General features: G+C 41.6%; 12 protein-coding genes and 1 pseudogene. 3 read left to right on the plus strand and 10 right to left on the minus strand.

Translation table 11 applies throughout. The annotated features are described in order from the left end of the window. Window positions 1-42 precede the first annotated feature (42 nt). The 4 genes from rpmE to AXW61_RS12715 form a co-directional block, all read right to left on the minus strand. On the minus strand, window positions 43-270 hold the full coding sequence (gene rpmE / locus AXW61_RS12700; RefSeq protein ID WP_004693579.1) for a 50S ribosomal protein L31: 228 nt from the start codon (window positions 268-270) through the stop codon (window positions 43-45). A gap of 205 nt (window positions 271-475) precedes the next feature. Further along, window positions 476-1,456, minus strand: a complete 981-nt coding sequence (locus AXW61_RS12705) for a bile acid:sodium symporter family protein (RefSeq protein ID WP_062034584.1) — start codon at window positions 1,454-1,456, stop codon at window positions 476-478. Window positions 1,457-1,623: 167 nt separating this feature from the next. Further along, window positions 1,624-2,025 carry a lactoylglutathione lyase gene (gloA, locus tag AXW61_RS12710; protein WP_004693583.1) on the minus strand — a complete coding sequence of 134 codons (402 nt, stop codon included), beginning with the start codon at window positions 2,023-2,025 and terminating at the stop codon, window positions 1,624-1,626. A 122-nt stretch (window positions 2,026-2,147) separates the two neighbouring features. Next, complete coding sequence (locus AXW61_RS12715; RefSeq protein ID WP_062034585.1) at window positions 2,148-4,289, minus strand: MFS transporter; 2,142 nt, start codon at window positions 4,287-4,289, stop codon at window positions 2,148-2,150. Window positions 4,290-4,470: 181 nt separating this feature from the next. Between AXW61_RS12715 and AXW61_RS12720 the strand changes: the two genes are divergently transcribed. Beyond that, entirely contained in the window at window positions 4,471-7,104 is a 2,634-nt protein-coding gene (locus tag AXW61_RS12720; RefSeq protein WP_062034586.1) for an ATP-binding protein, read from the plus strand. A 55-nt stretch (window positions 7,105-7,159) separates the two neighbouring features. On the opposite strand, the gene grxD is transcribed toward AXW61_RS12720, so the two are convergent. Then, the gene (gene grxD / locus AXW61_RS12725; protein ID WP_004693588.1) at window positions 7,160-7,501 is read right to left on the minus strand and encodes a Grx4 family monothiol glutaredoxin; all 342 of its coding nucleotides are present in this window, start codon (window positions 7,499-7,501) and stop codon (window positions 7,160-7,162) included. Window positions 7,502-7,663: 162 nt separating this feature from the next. Here grxD and AXW61_RS12730 point away from each other — a divergent pair, with 162 nt between their 5' ends. Beyond that, window positions 7,664-8,875, plus strand: coding sequence for an aspartate aminotransferase family protein (locus AXW61_RS12730; RefSeq protein WP_062034587.1), 1,212 nt, complete (start codon window positions 7,664-7,666; stop codon window positions 8,873-8,875). Window positions 8,876-8,953: 78 nt separating this feature from the next. On the opposite strand, the gene sohB is transcribed toward AXW61_RS12730, so the two are convergent. The 5 genes from sohB to AXW61_RS12755 all read right to left on the minus strand — a co-directional run bounded on the left by sohB (window position 8,954) and on the right by AXW61_RS12755 (window position 15,032). Continuing rightward, complete coding sequence (gene sohB / locus AXW61_RS12735; RefSeq protein ID WP_346402058.1) at window positions 8,954-9,925, minus strand: protease SohB; 972 nt, start codon at window positions 9,923-9,925, stop codon at window positions 8,954-8,956. 281 nt (window positions 9,926-10,206) lie between these two features. Continuing rightward, window positions 10,207-11,121, minus strand: a complete 915-nt coding sequence (gene pstB / locus AXW61_RS12740; RefSeq protein WP_004693593.1) for a phosphate ABC transporter ATP-binding protein PstB — start codon at window positions 11,119-11,121, stop codon at window positions 10,207-10,209. Between the two features lie 13 nt (window positions 11,122-11,134). Next, window positions 11,135-12,523: a phosphate ABC transporter permease PstA gene (pstA, locus tag AXW61_RS12745; RefSeq protein WP_062034589.1), complete on the minus strand. Its 1,389-nt coding sequence runs from the start codon at window positions 12,521-12,523 to the stop codon at window positions 11,135-11,137. Then, window positions 12,523-13,902 carry a phosphate ABC transporter permease subunit PstC gene (gene pstC / locus AXW61_RS12750; RefSeq protein ID WP_004980352.1) on the minus strand — a complete coding sequence of 460 codons (1,380 nt, stop codon included), beginning with the start codon at window positions 13,900-13,902 and terminating at the stop codon, window positions 12,523-12,525. Before pstC ends, pstA begins: the two co-directional genes overlap by 1 nt. 104 nt (window positions 13,903-14,006) lie before the next feature. Next, window positions 14,007-15,032: a substrate-binding domain-containing protein gene (locus AXW61_RS12755; RefSeq protein WP_004693599.1), complete on the minus strand. Its 1,026-nt coding sequence runs from the start codon at window positions 15,030-15,032 to the stop codon at window positions 14,007-14,009. Window positions 15,033-15,697: 665 nt separating this feature from the next. On the opposite strand from AXW61_RS12755, the pseudogene AXW61_RS17835 reads away from it, so the two are divergent. Next, window positions 15,698-16,028, plus strand: a pseudogene (locus tag AXW61_RS17835) (aromatic ring-hydroxylating dioxygenase subunit alpha); the annotation flags it as partial. Between the last annotated feature and the right edge of the window lie 2 nt (window positions 16,029-16,030).

Here is a 16,030-nt window from a genome sequence, read left to right on the forward strand (position 1 = left end):
GGCATAAAAAAACGGGCAAATGCCCGTTTTTTTCTTTTGCTATTAGTCGCGTTTGATAGAACGTGACATGCCAGCAAAACGTTGTTTGAACTTGTCGATACGACCGCCAGTGTCAACGTTCTTTTGCTTACCAGTGTAGAATGGGTGGCAAGCTGAACATACGTCTAGGTAAACAGTTTCTTTACCAAGTGCTGAACGAGTTTCGATTACGTTACCGCAAGAACATGTAGCAACTAAAGTTTGGTATTTTGGGTGAATATCGGCGCGCATCGTCGATTACTCCATAAAAATTAAAGAAGGTTTTGCTGTCATCGCAATTGATCACTCTCAAAATTGAGGAAAGGGCTACTTAATTAAATTAAGTTGCAGATCAACACCATAACAGACCATTCTTTTGGCCCACCGAGACGGATACCGTCAGAGCTAAGCACAACAAGTGGCAAATATTATACGAGATATAGTATCAGATAGCCAATTATTCTTTCGTTTCAATTTCAGATTGTTTGGCCCAATAGTTAGCAATAATCCCACAAACCATTAACTGAATTTGATGAAAAATCATAATCGGTAAAACAATCATTCCCAAAGGCTGCCCAATAAAAAGAATCTGTGCCATTGGAACGCCACTGGCTAAGGTCTTTTTTGAACCACAGAAAAAAATGGTTTTCTGATCGGCACGGTTAAAGCCTAACCAACGTGGTAAAAACAACCCAAGCAACATAATAATCGTCAATAAGACCGAACAGACAATGATCAATAGAATTAAAGTACCAACACTCACCTCTTGCCATAGGCCCGCTACCACAGCACTGCTGAAAGCACCGTACACCACCATTAATATCGAACCCTGATCGAATGCTTTGACGATGCTTGGCATTTTCTGCATATACGGAAATACATATGGTCGAAGTAGCTGTCCAAGGACAAACGGAACCAACAGCAATAAGGTGATTTGAAGAATAGACGAGGTTGGATCAAAACCATGCTCTGACTGCCCCAAAATGAAAAAGGCTACCATCACAGGGGTAATAAACATCCCGATCAAATTTGAAAATGATGCACTACATACCGCCCCAGCCACATTGCCTTGCGCGACCGAAGTAAACGCAATTGAAGATTGTACTGTCGATGGCAAAAAGCACATAAACAAAAAGCCCCAATACAACTCCTGCCCAAGTAGTGGTACCAATACAGGTTTTGCAAGCAAACCTAAAACGGGAAAAAGGATGAAGGTAAATGCAAAAACCAACGCGTGGAGTTTCCAATGCATCATGCCCTGAATCACGGCTTCACGGGATAGTTTAGCACCATGCAAAAAGAATAATATCGCAATCGCGACCGTCGTCAGTACACCAAATACACTGGCAGCTTGACCTGAAACAGGGACAAAGCTGGCTAAGAGCACCATAACAAATAGCAATAACGTAAACCGATCGAGTGCCAATAATTTCAACATACCAACATCCTGTCATTCCTCTAAAAATGAAAAAGCCCAGTGACTCATTTACCTTTGGGTAAATTCATCTTACTGAGCTATATAAATAAAGCTAGCTTTTACAGGATATGTTCAATATTTTTTTAATTAATACTGTGCATACACGCTGCATATTACCTAATAACAGCTTAGTTATTACGTGCATTATTATCTTGTTGAATCAGTTCAATTTTATAACCATCTGGATCTTCTACAAAGGCAATAACCGTTACCCCCCCCTTCATTGGTCCAGCTTCACGCACAACATTGCCACCGCGCGCTTTGATTTCCTCACAAGCTTTATAAGCATCGTCTACCGCAATAGCAATATGACCATAAGCATTACCTAATTCATAGCTGTCCGTATCCCAGTTATGTGTCAGCTCTAAAACCGTATGATTTTCTTCATCACCATAACCCACAAATGCCAAAGTAAAACGACCCTCTTCGTAATCACGCTTACGAAGTAAAGTCATACCAAGCACTTCAGTATAGAACGCCAAAGATTGTTCTAAATTGCCTACACGTAGCATGGTATGTAGCATGCGCATTGGAATTTCCTCATGATTTATTCTCAGCCCCCAATATAGGCAAAACCGTCCTATATTTCAAACCTCAACCATAAAAAAGTAGCCGCAAGAGCTACTTTTTTAATTCGGGACAAGTCGATGCTTTAACTTTGCTCAGCGCCATGCTCACGCAGAAGTTTCGCCACCCAGACTACTAAGATTAAAATTGGGATTCCAATGAGTGTGGTCAACAAGAAGAAATTTGGATAGCCAATATTAGACACAATTGTGCCTGAATAACCACCTAGAATTTTAGGTGTCAACGTCATCAATGAACTAAAAATTGCATACTGAACCGCAGTGAAAGATACGCTGGTCAAACTTGATAGAAATGCAATAAATGCAGCACCTGCTAAACCTGATGCCAAATTATCGACAATAATCGCAAAATACAGCCAGTTTGAACTATATTCTTTAATCACCTTCCCTTTAACTTCTAACTGTCCATCAACTGCTTTATTCAAATTAATCGGTTGAAGATCAACATCTAAAGTTACAGATTTTACAGCTGCGGGATCCACCAGATAATTCAGCGCAGTGTGTTGTTGCGCACGCTCATTTTGCATCAATATGGCATTCAGCTTTTTAGAGTTTGAATCAAGAAGCAGTTGAGCAGGGATTGCTGCGCTAAACACACCTTCTTTGTCTAACTTTGCATCAAAGCTTTGACCATCTAAGCTCAATTTAATACTTTGGTTTTCAGCCAGTGTAGCAAGGTATTGACCTCGTACCACGATACTTCCTTCAGACTCTCGTTGATCAATCACATTATCAGCCGTGATCGGAAGCAAGAGCAATGCCGTAGATGCACCCGGTTGACTAATATAAGGCAATGTGACCGAGACAGGCTGTGAAGTATCATTTTGAAAACTGGCCGTTGCAGTTAGACTTTGATTTGCCTTGAGCTGCTCAACAGGAACCTTAATTTTCCATACACCTGTCTCATCCGCTTGGGTTTTGAAACTTCGCTCACCAACATTGATCACAACATCATTTAAAGGTTGTCCTGATTTGACCAAACCAATAAAGATGAGATTGGTTGAGCTGGCCAAGATTGCTCCGACAAACATCAACTTCATGATGTTCATACGCTGCGCGAGTAGTCCTCCTAAAAAGCCCCCAACCAAACTAAAAATCACCCCATAAACTTTCACTGCTTCAGCAATCTGCTCTTTGGTAAAGTTTAAGTCTTGATAGAACACATTCGAGATCACACCTGCAATAATGTCGGAAATACGGTAAAAACCGATCAACAATAGCAATACCAACGCCAATTTCACGCCATAACGCTTAAAAAAATCAGCAACAGGATTCACCCATGTTTCATAGGCCATTTGTTTGTTCACAGCGCCCATTTTGACTAGGCTTGAACCCACCACAAATGCAACAGCGCCAGAGCCAATAAAACGCAAAGCCTCAAAACAAAACAGTGCAAAACTATCTTTGATCGACCAGAGCTGAATTAGCATTTCAGTGAGTTTGCCTGAATAAATATAGCTCAGTACAAAACTCACCACAGATATAAAGAAAACTGCCACTAAACGATAATAATCTACGCGTTTATATTCTTTACGTACCCGATCAACTTGTGGCTCACGTATGCATAAAGTGGTTGCAATCCCAACCAACATGACCGACGCCATTGCCAAATACGTCCACTTCCATGCCTCATAAATATAGTTGCCCTTAGCTGTACCCAAATAAGCCGCTAAAAATAACGCGCCTGCACCCGCAACAATCATGCCGATGCGGTAGCCTGCGTTATAAGTTGAAGCCAACACTGTTTGCATTTGCGTTTCTGCAAGCTCAATACGATAAGCATCAATCACAATATCTTGTGTCGCAGCAGAAAAACCTAAAAGCACAGCACCCGCAGCCATTTGGTAAAGATAACTCTGACCAAGAGATGGATCTGAAAAAGCCATGATAGAAATGGCACAAATAATTAAGAGTTGTGCGATCAATAGCCATGCACGGCGACGACCCAATAATTTGGTCAGCACTGGTACAGGTAATTCATCGACCAAAGGAGCCCAAACAAATTTGAATGAATAACCCAGAGCTGCCCAACTAAAAAAAGTCACCGCGCTCTTATCGATACCTGCTTCCCCTAGCCATAAAGATAAGCTCGAGAAAATTAACAGGATTGGGATACCTGCTGAGAAACCCAAAAACAGCATGATCAACGCACGGCGATCTAAAAATGCAGTAAAGGCGGATTTCCATCCTGAAGATTGTGTTGTCATTACGTTTTTGTTGTCTTAAAACCAATGCTGCTATTCAAACCCTTAATACAATTTGTTTCAACCTGATTTATAAAATCAATGTTCTATTTTTGTCGACAAACACTGCGACTTTGCTTGATCTTTTGCATTAAACCTGTATACCTTTAAGTTTCTAACGCAATCTTTAGTTTCGGATTTCAAAGTGACCCAAAAACACGATCAAATGAGCTCTTCTTTATCTGTACCACCTGCATTAAATAGTCAAGAAAATCCAGAAAACAACCTTAGTTCAGCATTTGACCAACCCGAAATTCAAACGACCTTAGCAAAGACACAACTTCAAGCAGAGCAACTGACGCACACCCCTGCTCTGGATAAGATACCAGCCTCAACGCGTCGTATTAAACCGCTCAATAATTTTTTAGGGCAAGACCGTGCACGTGCTTCAGTTGAAGCAGGCATTTCATTACCTTACTCTGGCTATAACATCTTTGCCGTAGGGACAGCTGGCTTGGGCAAGCGCACCATGGTCAAGCGGTTACTCCAACAACACGCCAAAAATATGCCAACACCGAACGATTGGGTTTACGTTTATAATTTTAAAAGCCCACGTCAACCGATTGCTTTAGAGTTGCCTGCGGGTCAGGCAGTAAAATTTCAAACCATGTTACATCAAACATGGCAAACCACTTTAAAGCAGCTCGAGCGCCGCTTTACTGCTGAAACTTACCACAACCGTATAGAAGCCATTCGCCAACAAACGGGTGACGTTCAGCAACAAGCTTTGATTGAATTGACTCAAGAAGGCGAAGAGCTCGACCTCAAACTGGTCTCTCGGAATGATGAACACTGCTTTATCCCCGTCCAGTATGTAGACGATAAAGTGTTAGAAATGACGCAGGCCGACATCAATGCATTAAGCTCTAAAGAGCGTTCTGAAATTAATGCCAATATACGCCACATGGACAAAAAACTTGAGCGTTTAGGCATGCATTTAGGCGACTTGGAAGAAGACGCCCGCGATAAAGTTCAAGTGTTGAATCGCGATATTGCCAAGCAAGTTTTATTACCTAAAGTCGAACAGTTACTGACTAAGTTTACTGAGGTTGAAGGCTTAAAAGACTATTTAAAATATTATGCTGAAGACATTATTAACAATGTCGAGGTTGTGCTCGAACAAGAAGAAGATGACTTTACCCCAGGCCTGTTTAGTCGTATCCCTTCGCGCTACCAAGCCAATGTGATTGTGTCGCATAAACCCAATGCTGGCGCACCGGTTATTTTTGAAGACTTCCCAACACACTACAACTTGCTTGGCCACGTAGAGCAACTGACTCAACATGGCACCATTACTACAGATTTTACTTTAATCCGCCCAGGGACATTGCATAAAGCCAATGGTGGTTTTTTAATGTTAGAAGCAGAACAACTGCTTGAACAGCCTTATGCATGGCAAGGTCTAAAACGTGCTTTAAAATCAGGCCAGTTAAAACTTTCTTCACTTGAGCATATGTTGACACTGACAGGAAGTATCTCAATTGAACCTGAGGCAATCCCGCTGAATTTGAAAGTGGTTTTACTGGCTGAGCCTGAAATTTATTATGAAATACTTGAAGTAGAACCTGAGCTTGGCAGTGTCTTTAAAATCCGTGCCGACTTTACTGATACGTTGCAGCGTAATGAAGTAAATGAACAAGCCTATATGCAACTGATTGCAGACTATGTACAGGCCGACAAACTGCTTCCTTTCGATCGATCTGCACTTTCTGCACTTTTGACCGACTCTAGCCGTCAAGCCGAAGACCAAAGTTCCTTATCTCTACATGCCCTCACTTTGGGTGATTTGATTCGTGAGGCGCATCATCATGCCTTCCAATCAGGCGATAAGATGGTCTCGGATCAACACATTAATATGGCATTAGATCATCGTAAATATCGCTTAGGCTATTTACGTGAGCTCTATTGGCAGGATTTGTCACGTGGTACGCAGCTCATCGAAACGCGTGGACACCGCCTCGGTCAAATTAACGCACTTTCTGTCATTCACTATGCGGATGTCGAGTTTGGCTTACCGTCACGTTTAACAGCCTCCGTGTATCAAGGCGGCGGCGATATTCTAGATATTGAGCGTAGTGTCGAGCTCGGTGGCTCTCTGCATGCGAAAGGTGTGCTATTGATGTCCTCATTCTTAAAAGCACACTTCGGTCGTGAACAAACCCTACACTTCTCTGCCGCGCTTGCTTTTGAACAAAGCTATGGTCAAGTCGATGGTGATAGCGCCACGGTTGCTGAACTCTCCGCTTTAATCTCTGCAATTAGTCAGCTACCGATTGATCAGTCTTGGGCGATTACTGGCTCAATGAACCAATTGGGTCAAGTTCAACCGATTGGTGGTGTCAATGCGAAAATTGAAGGTTTCTTTGATGCATGTAAACTTCAAGGTTTAACTGGTAAGCAAGGTGTGATTATTCCACGTCAAAACATGCAACATTTAATGTTACGTAAAGACGTGATTGAAGCGGTTTCAAATGGCCAGTTCCACATTCATGCTATAGATACGATTGATCAAGCGCTTGAACTACTTATGGCTCGACCAGTCGGCACTTTAGACAAGAAAGGACACTATACCAAGAAGTCTATTTATGCGGCGGTGATGGATCAGCTAGATTATTGGCAAGCAATTGAAGATGGTGCTGAGTTTGAAGAAGAGCCGAAGAAAAAGAAAAAAAAGAAGAAGGACAAAAAAAAGGCCAAAGCTGAAAAGAAGACCGTTGCAACTGAAAATACAGCGGAACAAACTCCTGAAGCTGTAAGCACTGTAATTACAACGGATTAAGCCTTTCCCTCAAACAAAAAAAGCGCCTCAATGGCGCTTTTTTTACAACTGAAGATTAAGCTTCAGGTGCTGGACTATGCTGTTCAACTAAAGGTTGTAATTCACCTTTTTGGAACATGTCTAGAATAATGTCACTACCACCAATCAACTCACCGTTGATCCATAACTGTGGGAATGTAGGCCAGTTTGCAATTTGTGGTAACAAAGCACGAATATCTGGATTTTCAAGAATATTCACATAAGCAAACGGACGACCAATTTGACTAAGCGCTTCTACAGCACGTGCAGAGAAACCACATTGTGGAAACTGTGGGGTGCCTTTCATATAAAGAAGTACAGCGTGTTTTGCAATTTGGTCACGAATTAACGCTTCGGTATCGCGTGCTTGTTCAGTCATTGATCAATCCTCAACTAATCTAACCCGCATTATACCCAAAACGTAGAAAAACAGTATGCCTAAAGCAATATTTCGACTTTTATTTAGATTTAGGCTTTAAAACTACAAGCATAATTGCTTAATATTGGATTTCACTTACCCTCTAACAGATAAGAGTTAGTCATGAATAACATTACCCTTGCTCCTGTACAAACTGATCAACCCTCTCATTTGATGCCAGTATTTGGCCGTCAGCCGATCAGCTTTGTCCGAGGTCGAGGCTCTTATCTGTACACTGAAGATGGTACTGAATACTTTGATGCGCTAACGGGCATTGCAGTTTGTGGTTTAGGCCATGCACATCCTGTCATTGCAGAAGCGATTGCAGAACAAGCTGCAACGCTCATTCATACCAGTAACTTGTTTGAAGTGCCTTGGCAAACGGCTGCAGCACAAAAACTTGCTGAAGTTGCTGGCATGGAAGAAGTATTCTTTTCAAACAGTGGTGCAGAGTCCAATGAAGGTGCAATTAAAATTGCTCGTAAATTTGGCTACATGCAAGGCATTGCCAATCCAAAAATTATTGTTGCAGAACACTCTTTCCATGGTCGTACCATGGCAACGTTATCAGCAACAGGCAACAAAAAAGTCCAAGAAGGCTTTGGTCCATTGGTTGAAGGTTTTATTCGTGTCCCATTCGGCGACATTGAAGCCATTGAAGAAGCTGCAATTCACCATCCTGACATTGTCGCAATCTTTGTCGAGCCAATTCAGGGTGAAGGTGGGGTCAACACTGCTCCACAAGGTTTTAGCTATTTAGAAGAGATTCGTCAAATCTGTAATCAGCATAACTGGCTGATGATGCTGGATGAAGTTCAAACTGGTAATGGCCGTACAGGTGAATACTTTGCCTACCAACACACCAACATCATTCCTGATGTACTCACCACAGCCAAAGGTTTAGGTAATGGTTTCCCCATTGGTGCGGTGATGACTCAAGGTCGTGGTGTAGGCGTACTGACCGCAGGTAACCACGGTTCAACGTATAGTGGCTCAGCATTGGGTTCGCGTGTAGTGTATACCATCATCGACATTATGCAAAAAGAAAACATTATACAAAATGCAGCTGAACAAGGTGCGTACATCGTAGAACAACTGCGTAAGCAACTTGCCGATCAAAATGTGATTGTCCGTGGCTTTGGTTTGATGATTGGTGTGGAACTACCAAAAGCATGTGGTGATTTGGTCAATATCGCTCGTGATGAATACCACACCATCATTAACGTTACTGCGGGTTCTGTGGTGCGTTTACTGCCGACTTTAAATATTACCAAAGATCAGGCGGATCAACTGATTGAACGTCTAGTGAAAATGATTAAAGCGTACTTAGCTTAAGGCAAAAAAGTCTGGTTCTAAAATTGCTTTTTACATATTTCAGAACCAGACTTTTAAGATGAAACGGCCAACTAAATATTAAAGTTTCGGATCACGCATTTGCATCAAGTTTGCATTGGTTTTAGTTAAGGTTTCCATCACTTTATTCATGACTGCTGGCACTAAAGCATCTGCCATTTGCGCTGCTTGTAAGCCTAACTTCTCACCTAAAGTCGGTTTCTTACGCGTTGAGATGACATAAACATCATGATCGGTCAGCAAATTAAGCAAATAAGCATCTGAAGTTTGTAACTGATCGACCAAATTCAAATCTAAAGCATCTTGCCCATACCAATGCTCACCTGTCGCTACTTTCTCAACATTGAGTTGTGGACGGTATTTTTCAACAAAGTGTTTAAACAACACATGCGTCTGTTGTAACTCTTCTTCAAACTTCGCCTTACCTTCTGCTGTGTTTTCACCAAACATCGTCACTGTACGTTTATATTGGCCTGCTGTGTACAGTTCAAAATCGATATTGTGTTCTTTTAGCAGACGATTAAAGTTAGGAACTTGCGCGACCACACCAATTGAACCGACAACCGCAAAAGGTGCAGCAATAATCTGATTGGCGATACATGCCATCATATAACCGCCACTCGCTGCAACTTTATCGACACAGATCGTGAGATTGAAACCTGCATCACGTAAACGAACCAACTGTGCAGCAGCCAAACCATAACCATGCACCATACCGCCTGGGCTTTCTAAACGCACCACAACACGATCACGCCCTGCTTTGGCTGTCGCTAAAATCAAGGTGATTTCTTCACGCAAGCTTTCTACCGCTGTTGCCGCAGTATCACCTTTAAAATCTAGAATATAAACTTTTTGATTGGCCTTTTTACGATGACGCGACTCTTTCGCTAACTGCTGAGTCAGTTGCAGTAACTCTAATTTAGAGGCTGTTGTTTGCGCTATTTTTTTACGTTGTTCATTAATACGCGCATTTAAATGTGTAATTCGAATTTCAGCGGGAAGTTTCGGTAAATGAAATAACATAGAAATTATATTCTCTAAAATAATACGTCGGTATATGACCTAGATTAGGTCAATGGCATTTTTTTTCAATAGCCATTTTTTGTTTTATTCTGTAATGCGTTATCTTTCACATTTAATCATTTACAAGATGAGTCAATCACTCAGACAGCACACCTTCGCATCTTTTGTCCAATGTGACGCTAATACGCAATGTCCATCATCATGGCTATTTCATCACCAAACCAAATGCTCGCGCATAAAAAAACAGAGCGCTTAGGCTCTGTTTTTTCAAATATTTCAAGTTGTGTGTATTAACCGAAACGACCTGTAATATAGGCTTCAGTTAACTGATGATCTGGCTGAGTGAAGACTTTCTCGGTTGAGTTCACTTCAATCAAGTCACCTAAATGGAAGTAAGCGGTACGATCTGATACACGTGCAGCCTGCTGCATTGAGTGCGTCACAATTGCAATCGTATACTGCGTTGAAAGCTCAGAAATAAGCTCTTCCACTTTCGCTGTTGCAATCGGGTCAAGCGCTGAACATGGCTCATCCATCAGAATCACTTCTGGGCTTACCGCAATGGTACGCGCAATACATAAACGCTGCTGCTGACCACCGGACAAGCCTGTACCCGGTTGGTTTAAACGGTCTTTGACTTCATCCCAAAGGCCCGCTTTACGTAAGCTGTTTTCTACAATTTCTTCTAAGTCATACTTATCACGTGCTAAACCATGGAGTTTAGGGCCATAAGCCACGTTATCAAAAATTGACTTTGGAAATGGGTTTGGTTTTTGGAATACCATACCTACTTGAGCGCGAAGTAACACCACATCAAGGTTAGGGTCATAAATATCTTGATTATCCAACATCACTTTACCCGTCACACGACAGCTATCAATGGTGTCGTTCATACGGTTCAAAGTACGTAAGAAGGTCGATTTACCGCAGCCTGATGGCCCAATAAATGCAATCACTTCATTTTCGTAGATATTCAGATCAATCCCTTTAATCGCTTCAGCTTCGCCATAGTAAACATGTACATCTGAAGTGCTGAGTTTGACTTGTCCTTGTGCCTGATCTTTCTTAGCAGAAGTCTGTGTATCAAACTGCGACACAAAAGAAGTACCCTGCTGACCTGAGGTCGTATTCGGGTTTGTAAATTGAGTGTGTTCTTGATTCACTGTTTGATCCTGATCTAAGGAATTTTTAACAACGGTATTCATATTTTGCCCTCACTTACCAACGGACTTCAAATTTCTTACGTAACCAAATTGCAATACTGTTGAGTCCAATCATCATTGCAAGCAGAACAATAATCGCAGCTGCTGTACGTCCTTCGAAGAAGTTACGCAGCTCATTACCTTGCCACAAGAAAATCTGTACAGGTAAAGCACTTGATTGATCAAATGGGGTCGCAGGTACACTTGCAACAAATGCACTCATACCTATTAATAACAGCGGTGCAGTCTCACCTAATGCTTGTGCTACACCAATGATTGCACCCGTTAGAATCCCCGGTAGTGCAAGTGGTAAAACGTGGTGAAATACAGTTTGTACACGTGAAGCACCTAACCCTAAAGCTGCCTGACGAATTGATGGTGGTACAGCTTTCAACGATGCACGTGTTGTAATAATCACCGTTGGTAAAGTCATTAAGCTCAGAACTAAACCACCGACTAATGGCGCCGAAAGCGGTAAATGCATCCAGCCAATAAAGATCGCAGCACCGAGCAAACCAAAGACAATTGATGGTACAGCCGCAAGGTTGTTAATGTTGACTTCAATGACATCTGTGATCCAGTTTTTAGGTGCAAATTCTTCAAGATAAATTGCAGATGCCACACCAATTGGAATCGAAATAATGATCACAATCAGCATCATGAACAGCGACCCCATGAATGCCCCTGCTAAACCTGAAGTTGCAGGAGAACTACGAGAGTCTGGACTGACGAAGATGTTGGTATTGAAAGTATTTTCCATTACCCCTGAAGCTTTCATTTCATCGGCAAGTTGACGAACTTCTGGGCTCAACTGTTGCTGTTCATCAGGCAAACTACGGTCAATATTTCCTGCGAGCCACACATCAACGTTTGCATCGGCAAGCACTTTAATGTCTTCTTTTTTACCGACCAATGATGGATCTTTCATCACCATATCACGTAAGCGATACGCTTCCGAACTGGTGTACAAAGAAGCCAAATCATCTCGTTTAGAAGCAAGTGCTGGGTCTTTTGCAATCATGGCATTCACGATTAAAGCATCCCAATCCACCATGCCCATTTCAGTTTGCCAAGCAATAAAACGCTCCTCAAACTGCGCTGGAGATTCTCCTGCACGCTGTACAGGTTTTGCACCTGTCGTAATAATGGCAGGGTCAAAGTACACGGGTAAACTCATGCTACTTTGCCAAAAAGCAGGTAAGCCTTTCGATAAAATACTGCCAAAAAGTAGCGCGACGAAGAATAAACCTGCAATCACTGCCGAGAAACCAAAGAAACGAAAGGTTTTTTCTTTACGGTGACGTTTTGCCAATGAATTACTGATCGTTTGCTTACGCTTTTCTCGTAATTCTGCCGCATGTTGTGGATCAAATACTTGATCTGCTGTGCTATTAGAAGTCGTCATTAGTCGTATTGCTCACGATATTTACGCACGATGTACAGTGCAACAATGTTCAAACCAAGCGTAATTACAAAGAGGGTCAGACCTAGTGCAAATGCCACCAAAGCTTGCGGGCTTGCAAAGTCAGTATCACCGGTCAATTGGTTTACGATGGTAATGGTCACAGTTGAAATGGCTTCAAGTGGATTGGCATGCAATAAAGGACTATTCCCTGCTGCAAGCACCACAATCATGGTCTCACCGATGGCACGTGATGCTGCAAGCAAGAACGCGCCGATAATGCCTGGAAGTGCTGCTGGTATCACTACCTGACGAATGGTTTCAGACTTTGTCGCGCCTAAACCTAATGAACCATCACGTAATGAACGTGGCACCTGCGTGATAATGTCATCAGACAGCGATGAAACGAAAGGAATAATCATGATCCCCATGACGAAACCAGCAGTGAGTGCGCTAGTTGCGTTGATGTGTAAACCAACGGACTCACCAAGCATTTTAAAGAATGGACCAATGATCATCAGTGCAAATACACCGTAAACAATGGTTGGAATCCCTGCGAGCACTTCAATGGTTGGTTTTGCCCATGAGCGGAAACCAGAAGATGCATATTCAGCAAGATAGATTGCGATCATTAAACCCACAGGGACTGCAACTAAGAGTGCAATACCACTGACCATTAAGGTGCCCCAAAGTAGCGGAAGCAAACCATAACTGCCATCTGCACTACCTGAAGTACTAAAGCCGGGGTTCCATTCTGTACCGAAGAAAAAGTCGAGTGGACTCACGAAGTGGAAGAATCGCATCGCTTCGCTGAACATCGACATCACGATACCAATCGTGGTTAGAATCGCGACACCAGAACAGAGCGCAAGTGCAACATTAATGGTTTTTTCAACTTGGTTACGAGCGCGGAACTGAGTTGCAATGCGCTTTTTCGCAGCGACTAAACCTGCCAGTGCAGCACAAATCACCACTGCAATTTTTGCAAATGTACCAATGCTTTGAAACTTAGCCAGTTGCTCCGCTGCAGCAAGCTCGTACGCGGCTGGTGTATCTGTTACACCAAAACCTGAGGCAATCGCTTCTACACGGTTGATCAACACATCCGTACTAGCAGCATCTAAGGTTGCAGCGACTTGTGCTGGCACGTGATTTAACACCACATGATTCAAAACATTTGGTTCAACAATATTCCAAACAATCAAAATTAAAAAAGCAGGGATACCGCACCACAAAGCCACTAACGCACCGTAATACCCCGGACGTGAGTGTAATTTTGCAGAATTATTTCCCTTACCTGCTAAGTTACGGCTCTGACTTAAGCCCATTTGATAGGCTATGGCAATCAGTGCCAATAACACACCTATAAGTAGCAGATTCATGTATTCTCCACGGTTCTTTCAATTTTCATTATTTGAAAAAACTTAATCCTAGTAAAAAACGTCAAAGGTAGGACTTGCCTACCGTTGACTGTTTCTACGCTTAATTACTTAACCGCTTTGCCTGCTTTGAAGTTCGCAAGAACTGCTGCACGCTCTTTGTCTGACATTGAGATCAAACCTGCACGCTCAAGCTTAGAACCTTTACCTGATACTTTCTTGCTGATGAAGTATTCAGTGTATTCTTTTAAGCCTTTGATTGATTTCAAATGCTCGCCTTTCACGTAGAAGAATAGTGGGCGAGAAACTGGGTATGAACCATTCAAAATCGTCTTTTCAGATGGTGCAACATTGTTCACTGTCGCTACGCGTAACTTGTCACGGTTTTGGTCATAGAAACCTAAACCAAACACACCTACTGCGCTAGGCGAGGTTTTTAAGCGCGCTAAAGTTTCAGTGTAGTCACCCGCAATCTCAATCACTTTGCCGTCTTTACGGAAAGTTGAACATGCTTTCTTTTGTGCATCTTTATCCATTGCCTTGATTGCTGCATAAGTTTCGCAGCCTGCATCAACCATTTTTTCTTGGAACACTTCACGTGTACCGTGGTTTGATGCTGGAATCACTAAAGTGATTGGTTCGTTTGGAAGGCTTTTGTCAATTTGGTTCCAACGTGTATATGGGTTTGCAACCATTTTACCGTTAGATGGTAACTGCGCTGCTAAAGCTGCATAGACGTGCTGCGGACGTAATTTGTAGGCTGCTTTGCTTGCATTTGAAGCGAACACAATACCGTCATAACCAATTTTGATTTCGATCACTTGGTTCACACCAGCTTTCTTACAAGCAGCTAATTCTGTATCTTTAATTTTACGAGATGCGTTTGCGATATCAATTGTGTTATCACCCACACCATTACAGAACTGTTTTAAGCCACCTGAAGAACCGCCAGAACCAACAACGGGTGCTTTAAATTGTGGAAAGGTATTGCCAAACTCTTCAGCAACAATACTTGCATAAGGTAAAACTGTTGAAGAACCCGCAATTTGGATTGTGTCACGAGCTGCGTTTGCTGTAGTTGCTACAGCTGCCCCAGAAACTACTACTGCAAGTGCGATATGGTTTAAGCGCATATTTGTTATCTCACATATTAAACATTTTGGAGTACGCCACTTTTTATTCAGTCTTGTACTTTTTTGGATAACTGCATTTTGATTTCAGAATATGACAAGCAAGTTACAGCATTGTGACACTTTCATGATGTTTATTTTTATTTGTCCATGATTCGTTACACTTTGTTCAATTTCACCCAGTTTAAACACGTAAAGAATTTTTCTTATTTCTATAAGACCCAAGTGCGCAGTTCATTTTACATCAACATCTTTTACGCTTTTATAAAAAATAAAACACATTTAGAATCAATACATAAAGAAAAAAAAGAACTCCATAGACTTTGATTTCTTTAACATTGAATAGCCCTTCTAATCTATAAAAATTTGCGTATACCCATATGCAGAATCCACATACTTTTTTTCCATTTGTCAGAATTTCATAACCCATAAATGACAAATGAGTAGTGTCATATTTAGAAAATTGAGCGTCATTTAGGTCTTAATTTTTACCTTTTATCCCCCATTTATTTCTTAGAAAATAGCATACTCATCTTGAATACAAGAGCCAATTTATGACTTTTAGACTCAGGTACCTTTCTTATTTTTAGAAATATTTGTCCGAATAATATGTATTTCTGACGACACCGCTTTATCTTTTTTCTAAAAGATAGCTCAATGAAGGAGATTTTGGGCTTCATCTACCCTTTACTGCCGCCTTAACCATTCATTTTTCGTAAGAAGCGTGACAAGTCATATGAATGCGGCTTTTCCCATGACCGCTAGCCAAACACATTTATTTACCCCAAATTGCCGTGATTATGACAAGGACTTGCCTGTCGTGCAGATCATATATTTAACTTAAAAATTCATGAAAAAAATCATTTGCCTGTTGAAAATCAAAAGCCCGAATATTTAGCTTTAGTCTTAAACATTGAAGCTCATTTTCCTGAAAATCATAGTTCAAGCAGATATCGAAAACTACTTCATAGAAAAATAAAGCATCTCCAACATAATTAAAA

It is taken from the genome of Acinetobacter sp. BMW17 (assembly GCF_001592855.1).
Lineage (GTDB): Bacteria > Pseudomonadota > Gammaproteobacteria > Pseudomonadales > Moraxellaceae > Acinetobacter > Acinetobacter johnsonii.